This is a genomic window from Kitasatospora sp. NPDC004669, from assembly GCF_040609455.1.
Classification (GTDB): Bacteria; Actinomycetota; Actinomycetes; order Streptomycetales; family Streptomycetaceae; genus Kitasatospora.
On the sequence record NZ_JBEXKB010000057.1, the window covers coordinates 1 to 17,046 of the forward strand.

The following is a 17,046-nucleotide window of genomic DNA, read 5'->3' on the forward strand; positions in this document are numbered from 1 at the left end:
ACACACCCCTCGGCAAGACCCGCACCTCACACCTCGCCGCACTCGACCTGGCAGCCTGATCACCCAGCCCGGTTTACGAATTTCCCAACGGAGTCCTTCAGCCGGGGGAGGATGTCAAAGCGGCGTGAGGATGTCCTGGTGCGCCCCGTCGAGGACGAAGCCGTTGTCCAGCCGGACCCGGACGGTCATCCGGCTGCCCCGCTCCCGGTGCGCGGCCCACTCCGGTTCCAGCGCGGCGATCTGCTCCTCCAGCCGCTCCCGGCTCGCCTCCGGCATGGTGTGCCCGTAGTCCTCGAACAGCGCTTTGAGTCGCTGGTACTCGCGGACCTCCTCGCTCTCCGGGAGTTCCCCGTCCACGCGCTCGACGGTGCCCTCGATCCCGGCTCCCAGCGAGAGGAGCCCGACGGTCGCCCCGGTTTCCCCGGCGACGGCCTCACCGATCCCGAGGTCCTCCGCCAGCCTGACGCGCAGGCCTTCCTCCAGGGTCATCCGCCCTCTGCCTCTCAGTCGATCGGTGCCGTGGGCGCAGTCGGCCTGCGGCACCGGCCATTATCCGCCGGGCGCCTCGGATACCCCGCAGGTGCCGCGCGCCGCGGCCGGGATCAGTTGCGCACCAGGAGCCAGGATCCCAGGCCGCCGCAGTAGGCGCCGTTGAAGGTGGTGGTGTGGTAGCCGGCCGGAACGGGCGTGTACGGGCAGATCCACAGATAGGGCCTGGCCACCTGCTGGAACCAGGAGCCGATGCCGCCGCAGCCGGAGACCTGGTGGTTGGTGTTGATGTAGCCGGGCGGGATCGGCGAGCCCGCACAGGTCCAGATCCCGTCCCTGGCCAGCTGCATGAACCAGGCGTCGATGTTGGCGCAGCCGTAGCCGTTGCCGGCGTGGGCGGTGAGCACATAGCCGGGCGGGATCGGCGAGGTGCCGCAGGTCCACAGGCCGTCCTGGGGCAGCCGCATGAACCAGGAGTCGTAACCGTCGCAGCCGTTGGGCGTGTGGCCGGAGAGCACGTACCCGGCGGGGATCGGTGAGGTGGCGCAGGTCCAGATGCCGTTCCGCACGGGCTGCTGGAACCACATGCCGGCCCCGTTGCAGCCGTTGTTCGTGTGGTTGGTGAGGACGTAGCCCGGGGTGACGGGTGCCCCCCTGCAGATCCACCCGGCCCCCGCTGCGGCGACGGAGGGAGCGGATGCGGAAGCGCGGGTGGGCGCTGCGTCGGCGGTGCCGTCGGTGGCGCCGGTGAGGACGGCCGCGACCAGCGCGACCACCCCCGCCACGGCGGCGAGCCGGCTCCGGAGGGCCGCGATCGACGAACGGTCCAGTAGTCGGTGATGCCTTCGGTTCACTTCACACCAGTCCAATCGGCAGGTCCGTACGGCACCGTGCGATGTCCGGGCGGCGCCGGATTCGGTGGAGCCGGTGCGACCCTAACCGGAGTTGGAACGATCCAAAAGGTGTGGCATGGCCACCTCGGGAACCTGGCCGGATTCCTCCGTGCTGTGCCGGCGATTCGGCCTCCCCATGGCCCGGTTCGCGCCCGGCGGGCCGTCGAGGGAGCGCTCAGCCGAGGGCGGCGGGGCGGTGCGGGCGCGGCCAGGAGGGGTGGTGCTGGTCGATGACGTAGTGGTGGCCGTGCTGCCAGGCGCCGCCGGCGGTGGGGTGGGCGCCGGCGAGGTGGGGGTGGCCGGCGGGGAGGTCGGTGTGGAGATGGCTGAGGGTGTCCGGGTCGCGGACGGGCCAGAGGGTGGTGGCGGTGACGGCGGCGGCGAGGGCGACCGCGCCCAGGACCACGGCGGTGGCGGGCAGGCCGAGGCTCGCCGCGAGCCAGCCGGCCAGGGGGTAGGTGAGCAGCCAGCAGCTGTGGGAGAGGGAGAACTGCGCGGCGAAGGCGGCCGGCAGGTCGGGGTCGGCGGCGGAGCGGCGGATGACCCGGCCGCCTGGGGTCAGGACGGCCGAGCTGCCGGCGCCGACCAGGGCCCAGGCGGCGAGCAGGGCGAGCCAGGTGCCGGTCCCGGCCGGGGCGGCGGTGATGGCGGTGACGGCGACGAGCACGCACGGCAGGGCGAAGGCGGCGGGCAGCATCACGGACCGGTCGCTGACCCTCGCGAGCAGCCGGGGCAGCAGCAGGGCGGCGAGCATCGAGCCGACGCCGTACGCCCCGAGGGCGAGGGAGACGGCACCGGCCGGGCGGTGGAAGTGGTCGCGGACGACGTTGACGGTGTTGACGAAGACGATCGCGCCGGCCGCCGCGACCGCGAGGTCCAGTGCCAGCAGCGCCCGTAGCCGGGGGGTGGCCCAGAACAGCCGGGAGCCGAAGGCGGCCTTGCGGTAGATCCCGCCGGGGCGCTCGACCGGCTCGGGCTTGGGCAGGACGGCGGAGACCACCAGCGCCGCCGAGGCGAGGAAGCCCGCCGTCGTCCCGGCGAACAGCCAGTTGTACGAGACCACCGAGAGGAGCAGTGCGGCGAGCGCCGGGCTGAACAGCGACTCCAGGTCGTAGGCGAGCCGGGACATCGACAGGGCCCGGGTGTAGTCGCGTTCGGCGGGCAACACGTCCGGGATGGTGGCCTGGAAGGTCGGGGTGAAGGCGGCGGAGGCGGCCTGGAGCAGGAAGATCAGGACGTAGACCTGCCAGACCCGGTCCACGAACGGCAGGGTGAGCGCGACCCCGGCCCGGGTGAGGTCCATCGCGACCATCAGGACCCGCCGGGGTATTCGACCGGCGAGCGCTCCGGCGACGGGTGCGACGGTCACGTACGCGACCATCTTGATCGCCAGCGCGGTGCCGAGCACCGCCGAGGCGTCGTTCCCGGCGATCTTGTACGCCAGCAGCGACAGTGCCACGGTGGCCAGGCCGGTGCCGACCAGGGCGACGACCTGGGCGGTGAACAGGTGGCGGTAGGTGCGGTTGTGCAGCACGCTCAGCATGGAGCCCGTCCCGGGGGCGGCGGTGGGGGATGGCGTGTCCATCATAGTTAATACGTGCATACGTGTGCACCTATTGATGAGCTGGAACCCCCCGCCGACGGGAGGCGGCCCGGGCTTGGGGCCTGTCCTAGTCGTGCGGCGGCAGGTGCCCGATCTGGTGGTCGGCGACGTTCAGCGCCTCGTCCACGAGCCGGCGCAGGTGCCCGTGTCGCAGCGAGTAGACGACCCGCCGCCCGTCCTTGCGGGTCGCGACCAGCCCGGCCAGCCGCAGCTTCGCCAGGTGCTGGCTGACCGACGGCCGCGCGGCCCCGGTCGCCTCGGTCAGCGTGGTCACATCCGCCTCGCCCCGCCCGAGCCGCTCCAACAGCGCGAGCCTGGTCCGGTCGGCCAGCAGCGCGAGCACGGACGCGGCGACGTCGAGCCTCGCCTCGGCCCGCTGCTGCGAGCGGTGTGCATCTGCCAGATCGGTGCCAGTGCTCATTCGGCCATCGTAGGCCCTGGTCGCGTGCATGCGTACGCACCCGACGTGCGCCGCCGCCAGTAGGCGACGGTGACGGCGGCCAGCAGCGGGCCCCAGAGCAGCAGCGGGCCGTAGCAGACGACCAGGACGACGCTGTGCCAGTCGCCGGTGAGCGTCGGGATGCCGCGCAGGGGGCGGCCCTGGAGGGTGCGGCCGGTGGAGACCACCACCGTGTAGAGGGTCGTGATGAGCACGAGGGCGGCGACACCCAGGGCCGCCGGAACGACGGCCGCCGCCACCGGCACGCGGCGGCCGCGCAGGAACGGGAGCCAGCGGGGGAAGACCTCGCCCCAGCGGGCGATCAGGCCGAGGGCGGTGAAGGCCAGCAGCTCGGAGACGACCGACAGCACGATGACGTACAGCTCCAGCGGGAACCACCAGGGCAGGTTGCCGGAGGTCTGGACGGCGCCGCCGTCCAGCGGGACGTGGAAGGTGCAGGTGACGATCCGCCAGGCACTGGACGGCAGGACGGTGAAGGGCACCGCCCGGGCGGCGATCCGGGCCCAGCGGGGGACGCCGGGGACGGGCGTGTGGGCGGCGGCCCAGGCGGCGCGCAGGCGGTTGCGGGTGTCAGGCGGGTGGGCGTCAGGTGCGTGGGCGACGGTCATGCGGGGCTCTCCGGTCCGGCGGGTGCTGCGCCCCCACGGTCCCAGTCGGACCGGGAGGCGCGCCTCGACCGGGGGGAGGAGCCGACTCCCCCCGCAGGGGGAGCCGACCGCGGTCGCCGGTCAGTCCGCCGTCTGCTCCGCGGGCTCCTCGGCGGGCCGCTCCTCGGCGGCGGGGGCCGGAGCGGGCTCCAGGTTGCCCATCCGGGGAAGGGCGAACAGCGCGGCGAGGAGCAGGATGCCGCTGATCACCAGCGGGGTGCGGACGTTGACGGCGGAGCCGATCCAGCCGCTGAGGCCCGCGCCGATCAGCATGCCGATCCGGGTGAGCATCAGGTAGCAGCTGTTGACTCGGCCGAGCAGTTCCTTCGGTACGATCTGCTGGCGCAGCGAGATCGCCTGGACGTTCCACGTCACCACGCCGAAGTTGCCGACCGCGAACAGCGCCGCGACCAGGATCACCGAGGGGCTCAGGCCCATCAGCAGCAGCGCCGAGCCCATCAGCACGAAGGAGAGGGCGATCCGGGCGCGGCGGCCCAACCGCTGGCTGAGCCGGCCGGCCAGGGTGCTGGCGGCCGTGCCGCCGATCACGCCGGAGGCGAGGACGGCGCCGTAGGCCCAGGTCGGGGCGGACAGGGTGCGGGTGACCAGCAGCGCCAGCATGGTGATGCCGAGCGCGGAGGCGCCACCGGCCAGGGCGGACAGGGACGCGACCAGGCGCAGCTGCTTGTGCTGGTAGAGCCAGCGGACGCCCTCGCGGATGTCGGCGATCACCGGGCGGGCGGCCCGCGCCCTGGGGGCGCTGGAGCGGCCGGTGAGGAAGACCAGGGAGGCGGCGGCCGCGAAGGAGAGGCCGTCCACCGTGAAGGGGTACCCGGCGGCGAGGGCGAACAGGGTGGTGCCCACCAGCGGGCCGGCCATCCGGCCGACCAGCAGACCGCCCTGCAGCCGGCCGTTGGCGGCGTCGAGCTGGTCGGGCCGGACCACGTCCGGGATGGCCGAGGTGGCCGCGTTGACGAACACCGTCTCGCCGCAGCCGAGGACGAAGGCCAGGACGGCGAGCGCGGCCAGCGGCGGGGTGGCGAGGAAGACCCAGGTCGCGAAGCCGAGCACGATGACGGCCCGTCCGATGTCGATCGTCCACATCAGCCGGCGGCGGTCGAAGCGGTCCGCGATGACCCCGCCGAACAGGGCCATCAGCAGCCAGGGCAGCGAGCCGGACACCGCAACCAGGGAGACGGCCTTCGGGGAGTCCGAGACCGTCAGCGCGAGCAGTGGCAGCGATGAGTCCCGCATGCCGTCGCCCACCGCTGAGATCGAGGAGGCCGACCACAGCATGGTGAATTTCCGGCCCAGTTGGGGCCTGCTGCGCTGCGGGGGTGTCGCTAGGCTGGCTGAGGTCACCGACGCAGTATGGCATGGCCGCTACAGATTTGGCGGCCCCTTCACGGAGCATTCCCAGTCGGGCCGTCAGAGTCCGGAAACACCCTTGACGAGGGTGGTCAGCCCGCCGGCGAGGGCCAGCCCCAGCACCACCATCCGGGCCCGGCGCTCCGGGACCCGGGCGGCCAGCAGCCGGCCGACCACCGCGCCGCCCGCGAGTGCCGCGGCCACCAGCCCCCAGGCGGGCGCGCTCAGCTCCGGCAGGCCCTTGGTCGCCAGCGAGAAGGCGTTCACCACCACGCCGTACAACTGGGCGTTGGGAACGAACTCCCGTGCCGTCCAACCGGAGTTGACGGCGTACAGGGACATCGCCGGGCCGCCCACCCCGGCGGCCGAGTTCATGAACCCGCTGGTGGCGCCCGCGACCAGCGCCCCGCCGACCCCGCGCAGCGCGGCGGTCCGGACGCCCCGGATCACCAACAGCGAGGCCGCGCTGACCAGCAGGCCGATACCGATCAGCAACTCCGGCGTGGGCACCTTCGCCGCCACCCAGGCACCGGCCGGGACGGTGCAGGAGGCGGCGATCAACAGCGGCAGCATGGCCGTCGGCCGGACCTGCCGCCAACTGCCGGCCAGCCCGACGGCGCTGATGGCCCCGGCGGCGAAGTTGGCCAGCGTCACCCCGCTGTTCGGGCCGAGCATCAGCACCAGGACGGGCGCCGCGACCAGGGCGAAGCCGATGCCCGCCAGCCGCTGGACCGAGGCGCCGACCAGGACGACCAGGCCCAGCACCACGTCGCCGGCCCAGCCGCCCATCAGTGCTGGACGCGGGTGGAGAGCGAGAAGTCCGAGAAGTAGGCGTGCTGGGTGCTCGCCGGGCCCCAACTGGTGTCGTGGCCGCCGTAGAAGGTGGAGAACAGCACGCCGCCGAAGGGGATCGAGCCGATGCCGGAGGCCGTACCGGTGGCGGCGTGCACCTGCCGGCCGTCGTACCAGACGGTGATGTCGCCGGTGCCGCGGTTCACCAGCTGCTCGACGGTGTGCCAGCGGCTGTCGGCCTGGAAGTGCCAGTCGCCCAGGCCCTCGTCCACCCCGTAGCCGGTCGGGCCGGAGTTGGTCGGGGTGTAGAGGTAGACCTCGCCGTTGTCGGGGCTGCCCTTGGCGGCGCGCCACATGTAGCGGGTGGACCAGCCGCTGCCGTGGTTGCCGCCGGACTCCTCGCCGATTCGGCCGCCGTACAGGCCGGGCAGCTTGCCGGCCTTGCCCCAGTCGCGGCCGGTGGGGAACTTGACGGCGTACTTGAGGTCCAGGGTGGGGCCCTGGGCGAGGGCGGACAGGCCGAGGGTGTTGAGGTCGGTGTAGAACTGGCCGCCGCCGGGGTTGGGGCAGTCGGTGCAGGTGTTGGCGGAGGAGCCGGCGCCGTAGGTCACCTGGAGCGCGGGGCCGCCGCCGGGGGCGGTGGGGTCGTCGACGGCGGCGAAGTCGGCGCCGCCCCAGGAGCCCTGGTCGACGGCGCCCCAGGCGTGCTTCCACTGTGCGGTGCCGTAGTCGCGGAACTGGCCGCTCCAGGCGGCGGCCCCGCTCGGGGCGGGGGCCATCGGGGCTGCGGGCGCGGCGGTGGCGGGCGCGGCGGTGGCCGGGTGGGCGCGGGCGGGGGTGGCCGAGCAGCCGGCGGTGGCGAGCAGGGCCAGCGCCGCCAGGGCGGCGGTACGCGCGGGGCGGTTCATGCGGGCTCCTCGGTCGGCGATCGGTCCGCACCGATCATGCCCCACCTGCCGCCCGGGGGGAGTTAGGCGGGCCCGCGGCGTCGTGGGCCCGCCCGTTCCGGCGGGGGAGCACACCCCCGGGTCACGGCTTCCGTAGCGCGTCGGCGCTCGCCGGGAGCGGGTAGGCGTCCGGGTCGACGGCTCCCGGCAGGTCGACGGCCGGGCGGCCGGGGGCGTTCGGGTCGGGCAGGGACGGCTGCACGGACGGGGGCGGGACCTGGTTGAAGGGGAGGCCGGGCGGCGCCTGGACCGGGGCGGCACGGCCGGCGGCCAGCGGGCCGCGCCCCTGGGTGCCGCAGGCGGCCTGGGTTTCGAGGTCCATCGGGCTCTGGGTGGCGGGCTGGTTGCCGGTGAAGCAGTTGCCGGGGTCGGCGGAGGCGAGGACGAGATCGGCCCCGTTGCCCTCGGTGCGGTTGCCCTGGACCTGGTTGCCGCTCGCCGGGTGGCCGGGCGGGTCGGTGATGATGACGCCGGCCGCGCGGTTGCCCCTGACCAGGTTGCGCTCGACCTTGTTCGCCGTGCCGCCGCCGATCCCGATGCCGATGCCGAAGCCGCCGTCGGCCTGTTCGGGGGTGTCGGCGGCGTTGTTGTCGGTGACGGCGTTCCCGGCGATCACGGCGCCGTGCTGGGGGGCGAGGGCCTCCAGGTCGTTGGAGTTGACGGTGACGCCGACCCGGTTGCCGACCACGCGGTTGCCGAGGATGTACAGCCCGTCCGAGGAGTTGGTGAGCTCGATGCCGACGGCGTTGCGTTCGACGGTGTTGCCGCGCACCAGGGTGTCGCAGGGCTTGCACTGGCCGACGTAGATGCCGGAGTCCGCCCCGCCGGAGGCGTAGGAGTCCTCGATGGCCCCTGCCCGGGCGTCGAAGGCGTAGATGCCGTACAGGCCGTTGTTGTAGGCGGTCACGCGGGTGGCTCGGAAACCCTGGACGGCGGGGAACCGGGTGGTGTCCAGGGGGTTGTAGGCGGAGCCGCCGGCGCCGCGCTGCTGCAGCTTCTCGTCGGTGACGCCGGTGAACAGCACGCCGTTGGCGAGGAAGCCGTGCACGGTGAGGTTCTCGACCACCGAGCCGGGGCCGGTCACGGTGACGCCGTTGACCAGCCGCACGCCGCCGTCCAGGACCACGGTGTTGCGGTCGGCGCCGCGCAGCACCACACGGGGCTTGGTGATCCGCACGCTCTCCTGGTACGTGCCCGGGGAGACCAGCACGGTGTCGCCCTCGCGGGCGACGTCCACGGCCTTCTGGATGGTCGGGAAGTCCTGCGGGACCCGCACCACGGTGCCGTCCGGGTGGTGGGCGTCGGCGGAGGAATCGGCGGCGGAGGAGCAACCGGAGAGGGCGAGGGCGGCGGCGACGAGTGCGGGGACGCCCCGGAATGAGCCCCGTCCACGGAAAGGTGAGGAGTGGGAGACGAGTTGACGGATAGTCAAAAGTTGCATAACGGGTGTTCTATCGTCTCCAATGTCGGTCATGCATGCCGAAACCGGAAAGGCGCGGAAAGAACCGGGAACCGTCGGAAGCGGTGTGGATCGGAGGGCACTGATCGCGGGCGGCGGTGCGGTGCTGGCCGCCGGGGTCGGTGCCGGGGCCGTCGCGCTGGGGCGCGGCCGGCCCGCCGCCTCGCCCCCGCCGCCGTCCGCGCCCGTCCCCGTCCCGTTCCACGGGGAGCGGCAGGCCGGGGTGACGGCCCCGCAGCAGCCGGCCACCGTGCTGCTGGCCCTCGACCTGGCGCCCGCCGCCACCTCGGACGGGCGCGGCGCCCTGCGCTCCCTGCTGGGGGAGTTGACCCGGGTGCTCGCCGAGGCGACGGGCGGGACGTCGAGCGACCCGCGGCTGCGGGGCGGGGAACCGGCGCAGCTCAGCAGCCTGGTGGGGGTCGGGCCGGGGCTGGCGGCGAGGCTGGGGCTGAACGTGCCGCCCGCGCTGGCGGACGTCCCCGCCTTCCCGGGCGACCGGCTCGATCCGGCACGCGGCGGCGGGGACCTGGTGGTGCAGCTGTGCGCCGCCGACCGCTGGCCGCTCACGGTGGTCGCCGAACTCGTCGGCGCGGCGGGGAAGTCGGTGGGGGCGGGCGTCCGCTGGACCCAGTCCGGCTTCCTGGCCCGGACCGCCCCCGGCACCACCCCGCGCAACCTCTTCGGCTTCAAGGACGGCACGGCCAACCCGGACGAGACGGCCGCCCGGCAGTGGGTCTGGGGCCAGCCCGGGCCGCACGAGCACGGCACGGTGCTGGTCTACCGCCGGATCCGGATGGACACCGCGGCGTTCGCGGCCCTCCCCGAGGACCGCCGGGATCTGGCCATGGGCCGCCGCCTCACCGACGGCACCCCGCTCACCGGCACGGCCGAGCACGACGACCCGGACATCTACGCCAAGAACCCCGACGGCTCCTACGTCATCCCCAACACCGCGCACGTCCGCCTCAGCAGCCCCCGCCTGGACGCCGGTGCCCGGATGCTGCGGCGCGGCTACAACTACGACGACGCGCCGGACGACCGCGGCCTGCTGTTCTGCGCCTTCGTCCGAGATCCGGCCCAGTTCAACCGGGTGCAGGAGCGGCTGGCGGCCAAGGACGCGCTCAACTCCTTCCTGGTGCACACGGCTTCGGCCGTGGCGTACGTGCTGCCGGGGGTGCGGGAGGGCGGGGTGCTGGGCGAGGGGCTGTGGGCGTAGCGGGAGGTGCCCGCAGGCCCCCGTATTCCGGTGATCGGCGGCCGACCCACCTGGCAGAGTGGCGCGATGGATCACGACGAGGAGCAGCCGCTGACGGGCGGGAACGTCAGCGCCGGTGTCGTCCGGGTCGGGGACACCGTGCGCCGCCCGGCCGGGCCGTGGACACCCGCGGTGCACGCCCTGCTCGCGCACCTGCACGAGGTGGGGTTCCGGGGCGCTCCCCGGCCCCTCGGTCTGGACGAGCGGGGGCGCGAGGTGCTCGCCTATCTGCCGGGCGAGGTGGTCTGGCCGGACCGCTTCGCGCTGGTGGAGCCGGCGGAGCGGCTGGCCGGGGTGGCCCGGCTGATCCGGGAGTTCCACGACGCCGTACGGGACTTCACGCCTCCGCCGGACGCCCGCTGGCAGGTGCTCATCCCGGCGGACGAGCACGAGATCATCGCCCACCACGACCTGGCCCCGTGGAACCTCGTGGCCGGCGGCGGGGGCGGCTTCGCCTTCATCGACTGGGACGCCGCCGCCCCGGGCTCCCGGCTGTGGGACGTCGCCTACGCCCTGCACGGCTTCGTCCCGCTGTCGGCGGATCCGGCCTGGCAGCGCGCCGACGCCGGGCAGCGGGTGCGGGTCTTCGCCGACGCCTACGGGCTGGACGAGGCGGAACGACGCCGCCTGGTCCCGCTGTTGGGGCGGCGCACCCGCTCCATGCACGACTTCCTGCGCGACGAGGGCGGACGCGGAGTCCAGCCCTGGGCGCGACTGTGGGCGGAAGGCCACGGCGAGGTCTGGCGCGGCGACGCCGACTACATCGAGCAGCGTCAGGACCTCTGGGAACGCGCCCTGTTGGACGGCTGACGCCGCGCCCGGGGATCACCAGGTGACGGGAACGGCGGCCGGGCTGCGGGTGGTGGTGCCGAGTTGCCAGGGGAGGCGGTCGACCGGGGTGGTCAGGCGCAGGCCGGGGAGGGCGGCGGCCAGGCGGCGGAGGGACTCGCGCATTTCGAGGCGGACCCGCCAGGCGCCGATGCAGTAGTGAGGGCCGGAGCTGAAGGCGAGGGTGGGGGCGGCGAGGGGGCGGTCGAGGTCGGCGTCCAGGCCGTCGGGGTAGACGGCGGGGTCGCGGTTGGCACTGCCGAGGCTGGCGGCGACGACGGCGCCGGCCGGGATGATGACGCCGCCGAGCTCGATCGGGGCGGTGGCGCGGCGGATGGTGGCCTCGTCGTCGCCCAGCGGGATGAAGTGCAGCAGGCGTTCGGCGGTCTGCTCGGTGACGGCCGGGTCGGCCAGGCGGGGCCAGTGGTCGGGGCGTTCGCCGAGGAGGTAGACCAGGGCGTTGCCGAGGGCACCGGTGACGCTCTCGTTGCCGCTGGCGGTGAGGCCGAGGACGAGGAAGGCGAGCGCGTCCTCGGGGACGCCGCCGTCCCGGTCGGCGGCCCGGACGAGCCGGCTGACCAGGTCATCGCCGGGTGCTCGGCGCCGACGCTCGATCAACTCGCGGGTGAACGAGCCGAATTCGGCGAGGGAGGCGCTGTGGTCCTCGGTCGGCTCGCCGCCCTGGGCGAGCAGGGCGAGGGTCCAGCGCCGCAGCCGCTCGTCGTCCAGGTGGTCGGGGCCGTCGCCGTCGAGCCCCATCAGCCGGGTGGTGACCGTGAAGGGCACCGGCCGGGTGAAGGCCGTGACCAGGTCGGCGGGCGGTCCGGCGGCGACCAGCGCGTCCACGGCCTGCTGGACGGCGGCCGCGACCCAGGGCCGCCAGCCGGCGATCGCCCGCGGGGTGAAGGCCTTCTGGATGGTGGCGCGCAGGCGGCGGTGGGAGTCGCCGTCCTGGTTGAACAGGGAGGCCGGGTTGGCGGCCACGTCGGCGGTGCTGCCCGCGGTGCCGACCTCGTGCAGGTCGGCCCGGGTGAGGCGGGGGTCGCCGAGGACCTGTCGGACGTCGTGGTAGCGGGTGACGAGCCACGCGGGGGTGCCGTCCGGGAGGGTGGTGGGGTGCGGAGGCCGGGCGGGGGTGACGGTGAGCCGGTGGAGCGGGGGGAGCGGCGTCGCGGTGTCGGGTGCGGCGGAGGACATGGATCCCTTCGGGGTCGACGGGCCGGCGGGTCACGGGCATTCAACTGTCATATTTTCGTAGGGAATTGATCCCTATGGGCGTTTCCCGCTCCGGCCCGATGGTACGCCCCCGAACGTCCCGTCGGGGTTGTCAACGCCCCCATTCGGGCGCCGGATCGACCGACAGCAGCGGCCGCAGCGCCCCCAGGACGCCGCCGATGCAGGCGTCGCGCAGCTCGGCCCGGGTGCAGGTCTCCTCCGTCAGCCAGTCCACGACCAGCACTCGGACGAACACCAGCCAGCTGTGCAGGACTTGGGAGGCGGCCCGGCGCGCGCTCGGGTCCGCGAGCGGGAGCACCCCGAGCAGCCGGCTGCGCAGGGTGTCCAGTTCCTCGGTGATGATGGTCTGGATCGCCGGGTCCCCGGCGAGCACGCGGTTGGCGGCCAGGACGGCGTGCCGGTTGGCGATGAAGTAGTCGAGGTGGGCGTCCATGCCTTCGACCAGCTGCTCGACCAGGGTGTCCGCCGGGTCGAACCAGCTCTTCACGAGGAGGTCCCCGGCCGCCTGCCGGTAGACCTCCGCGAACAGCTCGTGCTTGCCGGCGAAGTGCTTGTAGAGCAGGGCGCGGGACACCCCGGCCTGCTCGGCGACCTCCTCCATCAGTACGTCCTCGTACGGCCGGGTGGCGAAGGCCCGGGCGCCGACGGCGAGCAGCTGGGCGCGGCGCTCGGCGGGGGGCAGGCGTTTGCGGCGATCCTGGACTGGCATGCCGGACAGGTTACTTGACACGGTTCCACTGGTCGCTAGCTTAGTAGACGCGTGTCAACTAAGACCTGACGGCCCCTCGGGTCGGAGATCGGGATGGTGTGCTCATGGCGAAGACTCTGCGGGTGCTCGCGTGGATCATGGGGGTCGCCTGTGTGGCGATCGGCTTCCTCCACGTACTGGGCGGGAACGCCGCGATCCCCGGGATCGCGGACCCCGGCCCGACGATCGACAGCTTCGGCCGCTTCATGGGCGCGATCTTCGCCGGGTATGGCGCGGCCTGGATCCGGGCCGCCCGGCAGACGCCGGTGCCTGCCCGGGCGGTCCGAGCGCTGACGGCGGTGTTCCTGCTGGGCGGCCTCGGCCGGGTGCTGGCGATCGTCGTGGACGGGTGGCCGCACGGGTTCCAGGTGGTGCTGATGGTGATCGAACTCGGGCTCTCGCCGGTGTACTTCTGGCTCGCCGACACCGACGAGCGGGCGGTTCGGGCCTGAGTGGCCGGACGGTCAGAGGGCGAAGGTCCGTAGGTGGTCGAGGACCGTATCCGCGTCCGCCGTCGCCCCGGTGAGCGAGACGTGGCCGTCCGGCCGGACCAGCACCACGGCGTCCCCGCGCAGCCCGTACGCGCGGGCGGCGTGCCCGTCCGGATCGAGCACGGCGGCCCGGCGCAGCCCGGCGGTGGCGGGCAGTTCGGCCAGGCCCGGGTGGTCGCCGAAGGTCAGCAGGGTGAAGTGCGGTCCGCGGAACAGGTCGAACAGCCGGGCCGGCGTGCCGTCGGCGGTCGTGCAGGGCGCGTCCGGCGCGCGGTCGCCCGCCCGGACGCCGGTGGCCTCGTCGAGGTCGCGGCCGAGGGGCCCGCCGCGGTAGTGGAGGGAGAGCCCGGTGAGGTCGGTGCCCTGCGCGGCCATGGTGCGGAACTGGTCGGTCAGTGCGGAGGCACCGTCGCCGCGGAACGCCGTCCTATGGTGGGCGGAGGTGGCGGCGAGACTCGCCTCGACGACCGGCAGTCGCTCGTCCTGGTAGCTGTCGAGCAGCGCCTCGGGCGCACCGCGCAGGACAGCGGCCAGCTTCCAGCCGAGGTTGTGGGCGTCCTGGATGCCGTTGTTCATGCCCTGGCCGCCCGCTGCGGACTGGCAGTGCGCGGCGTCCCCGGCGAGCAGGACCCGGCCGTCGCGGTAGCGCTCGACCACCCGCACGGTGGGGCGCCAGACGGTCGACCAGATCGGCTCGTGCATCCGGACCCCGGGCAGGCCGGCCCGTTCGGCGAAGAGCCGGCGGAAGGTGTCCAGGGTGGGGGCGGGCAGCTCGCCGTGCTCGTCCGGTTCGACGGCGGCGTGCACGGCCCACGTGGCGTCCTGCCGCATCGGGACCAGTGTCATGGCGCCGGCCCCGAACTTCGGGTGGTTCCAGAGGTGCATGTGGTCGGTGTCGAGGCCGTCGATGTCCATCGAGGCCATGATGAAACGCTCCTCGTCCCAGGTCTCGCCGAGGAAGGGGATGCCGGCCAGCTTGCGGACGGCGCTGCGGCCGCCGTCGCAGCCGACCAGGTGGCGGGCGCGCAGCCGGGCGCTCCGGCCGCCCTGTTGAACGGTGGCGAGCACGCCGTCGCCGTCCTGGGTGTAGCCGGTCAGCTCGGTGCCGGTCTCGACCGTGACGCCGTACTCGGCGAGCCGCTCGCGCAGTACGGCCTCGGCCTGGTGCTGGGCGAGCAGCAGCATGCCCGCGTACGGGCGGTCGGGGGTGGCGGGGTTGCCGGCCCCGGGGTCGACCTCCTGGAGCAGTCGGTCGCCCTCGTAGACGCGGAGCTTGAGGTTGAGCACGCCGCGGTCGAGGATCCGCTCGACCACCCCGAGGTCGTCGAAGACCTCCAGGGTGCGCGGGTTGACGCCCTTGCCGCGGACGCCGGCGGTGCGGAACTCCGTGTCCCGCTCGATGATCCGGCAGTCGACCCCGGCGCGGGCCAGTTCGATGGCGAGCGCGAGGCCCACCGGGCCGGCGCCGACCACCAGGACGTCGGTTTCGGGTGCGGTGCCGTTCGTGAGTGCGACGTGCATGGCGAACCCCCCTGTTCTCGGCCGTAAGATACGGCGCGTTTCTTGCCTTCGACTGTAGGCTGCCCTTGATAAGAAACGCAACGTATCTCCGAGGATGGGTGCGGGATCCAGTGGTGAGTGACAGGGCGGCTACGGTCGGCTCGCGGCGGCGCGGCGACGAACTGGAACGGGCGATCCTCGACGCCGTCTGGGCCGAACTCGCCGAGCACGGCTACGACCGGCTCACCATGGACGGCGTCGCCGCCCGCGCCCGCACCAGCAAGCCGGTGCTCTACCGCCGCTGGCCGAACCGCGTCCAACTCGTGATCGCCGCCCTCGGCCGCAACGCCCCCGACTACCAGGAGCCGCCGGACACCGGCGACCTGCGCACCGACCTGCTGCAGTTCCTGCGCAGCCTGCTGCACCGCTTCGACGACCTGCCGGTCGACGCCGTCCACGGGCTGCTGGTCGACCTGATGCGCGTCCCCGAGCTGCGCGGCCTGTTCCGCAGCGAGCTCACAGAGCACGGGCCGGTGAACAGCCTGGCCGCGATGATGCACCGGGCCGCCGAGCGGGGTGAGATCGACCCGGCGCGGCTCACCCCGCGGGTGGTCGCGCTGCCGCTGGACCTGCTGCGCGACGCCTTCCTGATCGAGGGCGCGATGCCGTCCGACCGGGTGGTGGCGGAGATCCTGGACGAGGTCGTCCTGCCCCTGCTCGGCGGGTCCGCCAGGCCGTAGGCTTCGAGACCGATCGAACGTACATCTGTGAGGGGGGCCCGAGGCGCATGGGCGGCACCGTGGTGGCGGTCAGCAGCAACGCCGAGTACTCGTTCAGCAAGCCGAACCGGGAGGGCATCACGCTGCTCGCCGGGTTCGGCGTGGAGGGCGACGTGCACGCCGGGGCGACGGTCAAGCACCGCTCGCGCGTGGCGCAGGACCCGACGCAGCCCAACCTGCGTCAGGTCCACCTGATCCACCGGGAGCTGCTCACCGAACTCGGCGAGTCCGGCTACGGCGTGGCACCCGGAGCGCTCGGCGAGAACATCACCACCGAGGGGCTGGACCTGCTCGGCCTGCCGGTCGGCGCGGTGCTGCGGATCGGCCCCGAGGCGGAGGTGGAGATCACCGGCCTGCGCAACCCCTGCGCGCAGATCGACGACTACCGCAGCGGGCTGCTGAAGCAGGTCGTCGGACGCGCGGAGGACGGCACGATCGTGCGCCGGGCCGGGATCATGGGCGTCGTCCGCGCGGGCGGGCCGGTCGGGCCCGGCGACACCATCACCGTGGAGCTGCCGGCGGCGCCGCACCGGCCGCTGGAGCGGGTCTGAGGCAGTCGGCGGGGGCACGCGCTCGGAGTGCGGGTGCCCCCTGCGCCGTAATACCCCTACCCCGTAATGCAGGACGCCTCCGGCGGGCTCGCGCCGCCGGAGGCGTCCCGGGTTGTGCCGTGTTCGAGCGCTACGACCGCACCAGGCGGGCGATGGCCTGATTGGCCTCGCGGATCTTGCTGCTCGCCTCCTGGCCGCCCTCGGCGATGGCGTCCCGGACGCAGCATTCGATGTGCTCGTCCAGGAGTTGGAGGGCGAAGGACTGCAGGGCGCGGCTGGCCGCGGAGACCTGGGTGAGGACGTCGATGCAGTAGGTGTCCTGCTCGACCATGCGCTGCAGGCCGCGGATCTGGCCCTCGACGCGGCGGAGCCGCTTGAGGAAGTCGTCCTTGTGGGGACTGTAGCTGGCCATGGCCGTCTCCGGTTCCTGTGCGGTGAGGAGTGTTCTCACTCTACCGGGGGGCGATAGGAGAGGAGCCGACCCGGACGTGCGGGGGGGGGCGTCCGGGCTGACGGGCGGTCAGCCGTCGAGGCGGCCGGCCAGGTCGTAGCCGGCCTCGTCGACGGCGGCGGCGACGTCGCCGTCGACGAGCGGCTCGGTGCTGTCGACGGTGACCTGTCCGGTGGCGAGGTCGACCGCGACCTCGGTGACGCCGTCGACCTTCTTCAGCTCGGCGGTCACCGAGGTGACGCAGTGGCCGCAGGTCATGCCCTTCACCTGGAAGACCGTGCGCTCGGCGGAGGCGGTGGCGTGGGTCTTGGCGGCGCCGGTGCCGCACGAGCCGCAGCAGGAGGAGGCCTCGGGGGAGGAGGACTCGATGGTGACGGTGGTCTCGCTCATGGCGTGCTCCTGTCGGTCGGTGTGCGGCGCCTTCCGGAGTGGCCCCGGCGGCTGCTTCGCTCGAGAACATACCATACCCCCCTAGGGTAAGTGGAAGAGTCGGCGCGGCCCCGGATCGGTGGCCCGGAGGCGGCTCTCGACCGTGCCTCAAGTCAGCTT

Annotated in this window: 19 protein-coding genes; 5 read left to right on the top strand and 14 right to left on the bottom strand. The window is 73.6% G+C overall.

Annotated features, from left to right (window positions below):
* Positions 1 to 114: 114 nt before the first annotated feature.
* The 9 genes from ABZW30_RS34705 to ABZW30_RS34745 all read right to left on the bottom strand — a co-directional run bounded on the left by ABZW30_RS34705 (position 115) and on the right by ABZW30_RS34745 (position 8,640).
* Positions 115 to 489 carry a hypothetical protein gene (locus ABZW30_RS34705; protein ID WP_355675221.1) on the bottom strand — a complete coding sequence of 125 codons (375 nt, stop codon included), beginning with the start codon at positions 487 to 489 and terminating at the stop codon, positions 115 to 117.
* A gap of 113 nt (positions 490 to 602) precedes the next feature.
* Positions 603 to 1,343 carry a hypothetical protein gene (locus tag ABZW30_RS34710; RefSeq protein ID WP_355675222.1) on the bottom strand — a complete coding sequence of 247 codons (741 nt, stop codon included), beginning with the start codon at positions 1,341 to 1,343 and terminating at the stop codon, positions 603 to 605.
* A gap of 214 nt (positions 1,344 to 1,557) precedes the next feature.
* Positions 1,558 to 2,925, bottom strand: coding sequence for an MFS transporter (locus ABZW30_RS34715; protein ID WP_355675278.1), 1,368 nt, complete (start codon positions 2,923 to 2,925; stop codon positions 1,558 to 1,560).
* A 127-nt stretch (positions 2,926 to 3,052) separates the two neighbouring features.
* Positions 3,053 to 3,406, bottom strand: coding sequence for a metalloregulator ArsR/SmtB family transcription factor (locus ABZW30_RS34720; protein WP_355675223.1), 354 nt, complete (start codon positions 3,404 to 3,406; stop codon positions 3,053 to 3,055).
* Positions 3,403 to 4,053: a hypothetical protein gene (locus ABZW30_RS34725; RefSeq protein WP_355675224.1), complete on the bottom strand. Its 651-nt coding sequence runs from the start codon at positions 4,051 to 4,053 to the stop codon at positions 3,403 to 3,405. Before ABZW30_RS34725 ends, ABZW30_RS34720 begins: the two co-directional genes overlap by 4 nt.
* Positions 4,054 to 4,173: 120 nt before the next feature.
* Positions 4,174 to 5,454: an MFS transporter gene (locus tag ABZW30_RS34730; RefSeq protein ID WP_355675225.1), complete on the bottom strand. Its 1,281-nt coding sequence runs from the start codon at positions 5,452 to 5,454 to the stop codon at positions 4,174 to 4,176.
* Positions 5,455 to 5,520: 66 nt separating this feature from the next.
* On the bottom strand, positions 5,521 to 6,249 hold the full coding sequence (locus ABZW30_RS34735; protein WP_355675226.1) for a sulfite exporter TauE/SafE family protein: 729 nt from the start codon (positions 6,247 to 6,249) through the stop codon (positions 5,521 to 5,523).
* Positions 6,249 to 7,160: a polysaccharide lyase gene (locus ABZW30_RS34740; RefSeq protein ID WP_355675227.1), complete on the bottom strand. Its 912-nt coding sequence runs from the start codon at positions 7,158 to 7,160 to the stop codon at positions 6,249 to 6,251. The genes ABZW30_RS34735 and ABZW30_RS34740 overlap by 1 nt, the downstream gene beginning before the upstream one ends.
* A 121-nt stretch (positions 7,161 to 7,281) precedes the next feature.
* Positions 7,282 to 8,640, bottom strand: coding sequence for a right-handed parallel beta-helix repeat-containing protein (locus ABZW30_RS34745; RefSeq protein ID WP_355675228.1), 1,359 nt, complete (start codon positions 8,638 to 8,640; stop codon positions 7,282 to 7,284).
* Between the two features lie 85 nt (positions 8,641 to 8,725).
* Here ABZW30_RS34745 and ABZW30_RS34750 point away from each other — a divergent pair, with 85 nt between their 5' ends.
* Positions 8,726 to 9,874, top strand: a complete 1,149-nt coding sequence (locus ABZW30_RS34750) for a Dyp-type peroxidase (RefSeq protein ID WP_355675229.1) — start codon at positions 8,726 to 8,728, stop codon at positions 9,872 to 9,874.
* Between the two features lie 66 nt (positions 9,875 to 9,940).
* Positions 9,941 to 10,723, top strand: coding sequence for a phosphotransferase (locus ABZW30_RS34755; RefSeq protein ID WP_355675230.1), 783 nt, complete (start codon positions 9,941 to 9,943; stop codon positions 10,721 to 10,723).
* Positions 10,724 to 10,738: 15 nt separating this feature from the next.
* Here the strand turns inward: ABZW30_RS34755 and ABZW30_RS34760 are convergent, their stop codons facing one another.
* On the bottom strand, positions 10,739 to 11,938 hold the full coding sequence (locus ABZW30_RS34760) for a cytochrome P450 (protein WP_355675231.1): 1,200 nt from the start codon (positions 11,936 to 11,938) through the stop codon (positions 10,739 to 10,741).
* Between the two features lie 130 nt (positions 11,939 to 12,068).
* Complete coding sequence (locus ABZW30_RS34765; RefSeq protein ID WP_355675232.1) at positions 12,069 to 12,686, bottom strand: TetR/AcrR family transcriptional regulator; 618 nt, start codon at positions 12,684 to 12,686, stop codon at positions 12,069 to 12,071.
* Positions 12,687 to 12,790: 104 nt separating this feature from the next.
* Here ABZW30_RS34765 and ABZW30_RS34770 point away from each other — a divergent pair, with 104 nt between their 5' ends.
* Positions 12,791 to 13,177 (top strand): DUF4345 domain-containing protein, encoded by a 387-nt coding sequence (locus ABZW30_RS34770; RefSeq protein ID WP_355675233.1) that lies wholly within the window; start codon positions 12,791 to 12,793, stop codon positions 13,175 to 13,177.
* A gap of 12 nt (positions 13,178 to 13,189) precedes the next feature.
* On the opposite strand, the gene ABZW30_RS34775 is transcribed toward ABZW30_RS34770, so the two are convergent.
* Positions 13,190 to 14,737 carry an FAD-dependent monooxygenase gene (locus tag ABZW30_RS34775; RefSeq protein WP_355675234.1) on the bottom strand — a complete coding sequence of 516 codons (1,548 nt, stop codon included), beginning with the start codon at positions 14,735 to 14,737 and terminating at the stop codon, positions 13,190 to 13,192.
* Between the two features lie 113 nt (positions 14,738 to 14,850).
* On the opposite strand from ABZW30_RS34775, the gene ABZW30_RS34780 reads away from it, so the two are divergent.
* Entirely contained in the window at positions 14,851 to 15,456 is a 606-nt protein-coding gene (locus tag ABZW30_RS34780) for a TetR/AcrR family transcriptional regulator (RefSeq protein ID WP_355675235.1), read from the top strand.
* Positions 15,457 to 15,503: 47 nt separating this feature from the next.
* Positions 15,504 to 16,046, top strand: a complete 543-nt coding sequence (locus ABZW30_RS34785) for an MOSC domain-containing protein (RefSeq protein WP_355675236.1) — start codon at positions 15,504 to 15,506, stop codon at positions 16,044 to 16,046.
* A gap of 130 nt (positions 16,047 to 16,176) precedes the next feature.
* Here ABZW30_RS34785 and ABZW30_RS34790 read toward each other — a convergent pair whose 3' ends face one another.
* Together ABZW30_RS34790 and ABZW30_RS34795 are read right to left on the bottom strand one after the other, a co-directional pair.
* Positions 16,177 to 16,458 (bottom strand): metal-sensitive transcriptional regulator, encoded by a 282-nt coding sequence (locus ABZW30_RS34790; RefSeq protein WP_355675237.1) that lies wholly within the window; start codon positions 16,456 to 16,458, stop codon positions 16,177 to 16,179.
* A gap of 108 nt (positions 16,459 to 16,566) precedes the next feature.
* Positions 16,567 to 16,887, bottom strand: a complete 321-nt coding sequence (locus ABZW30_RS34795; RefSeq protein WP_355675238.1) for a cation transporter — start codon at positions 16,885 to 16,887, stop codon at positions 16,567 to 16,569.
* Positions 16,888 to 17,046: the final 159 nt, after the last annotated feature.

What these genes read in the sequence shown, in the direction of transcription:
- ABZW30_RS34705 (WP_355675221.1), bottom strand. Translation starts at nt 489, where the DNA reads ATGACCCTGGAGGAAGGCCTGCGCGTCAGGCTGGCGGAGGACCTCGGG.
- ABZW30_RS34715 (WP_355675278.1), bottom strand. Translation starts at nt 2,925, where the DNA reads ATGCTGAGCGTGCTGCACAACCGCACCTACCGCCACCTGTTCACCGCC.
- ABZW30_RS34720 (WP_355675223.1), bottom strand. Translation starts at nt 3,406, where the DNA reads ATGAGCACTGGCACCGATCTGGCAGATGCACACCGCTCGCAGCAGCGG.
- ABZW30_RS34725 (WP_355675224.1), bottom strand. Translation starts at nt 4,053, where the DNA reads ATGACCGTCGCCCACGCACCTGACGCCCACCCGCCTGACACCCGCAAC.
- ABZW30_RS34735 (WP_355675226.1), bottom strand. Translation starts at nt 6,249, where the DNA reads ATGGGCGGCTGGGCCGGCGACGTGGTGCTGGGCCTGGTCGTCCTGGTC.
- ABZW30_RS34740 (WP_355675227.1), bottom strand. Translation starts at nt 7,160, where the DNA reads ATGAACCGCCCCGCGCGTACCGCCGCCCTGGCGGCGCTGGCCCTGCTC.
- ABZW30_RS34745 (WP_355675228.1), bottom strand. Translation starts at nt 8,640, where the DNA reads ATGCAACTTTTGACTATCCGTCAACTCGTCTCCCACTCCTCACCTTTC.
- ABZW30_RS34755 (WP_355675230.1), top strand. Translation starts at nt 9,941, where the DNA reads ATGGATCACGACGAGGAGCAGCCGCTGACGGGCGGGAACGTCAGCGCC.
- ABZW30_RS34760 (WP_355675231.1), bottom strand. Translation starts at nt 11,938, where the DNA reads ATGTCCTCCGCCGCACCCGACACCGCGACGCCGCTCCCCCCGCTCCAC.
- ABZW30_RS34765 (WP_355675232.1), bottom strand. Translation starts at nt 12,686, where the DNA reads ATGCCAGTCCAGGATCGCCGCAAACGCCTGCCCCCCGCCGAGCGCCGC.
- ABZW30_RS34770 (WP_355675233.1), top strand. Translation starts at nt 12,791, where the DNA reads ATGGCGAAGACTCTGCGGGTGCTCGCGTGGATCATGGGGGTCGCCTGT.
- ABZW30_RS34775 (WP_355675234.1), bottom strand. Translation starts at nt 14,737, where the DNA reads ATGCACGTCGCACTCACGAACGGCACCGCACCCGAAACCGACGTCCTG.
- ABZW30_RS34785 (WP_355675236.1), top strand. Translation starts at nt 15,504, where the DNA reads ATGGGCGGCACCGTGGTGGCGGTCAGCAGCAACGCCGAGTACTCGTTC.
- ABZW30_RS34790 (WP_355675237.1), bottom strand. Translation starts at nt 16,458, where the DNA reads ATGGCCAGCTACAGTCCCCACAAGGACGACTTCCTCAAGCGGCTCCGC.
- ABZW30_RS34795 (WP_355675238.1), bottom strand. Translation starts at nt 16,887, where the DNA reads ATGAGCGAGACCACCGTCACCATCGAGTCCTCCTCCCCCGAGGCCTCC.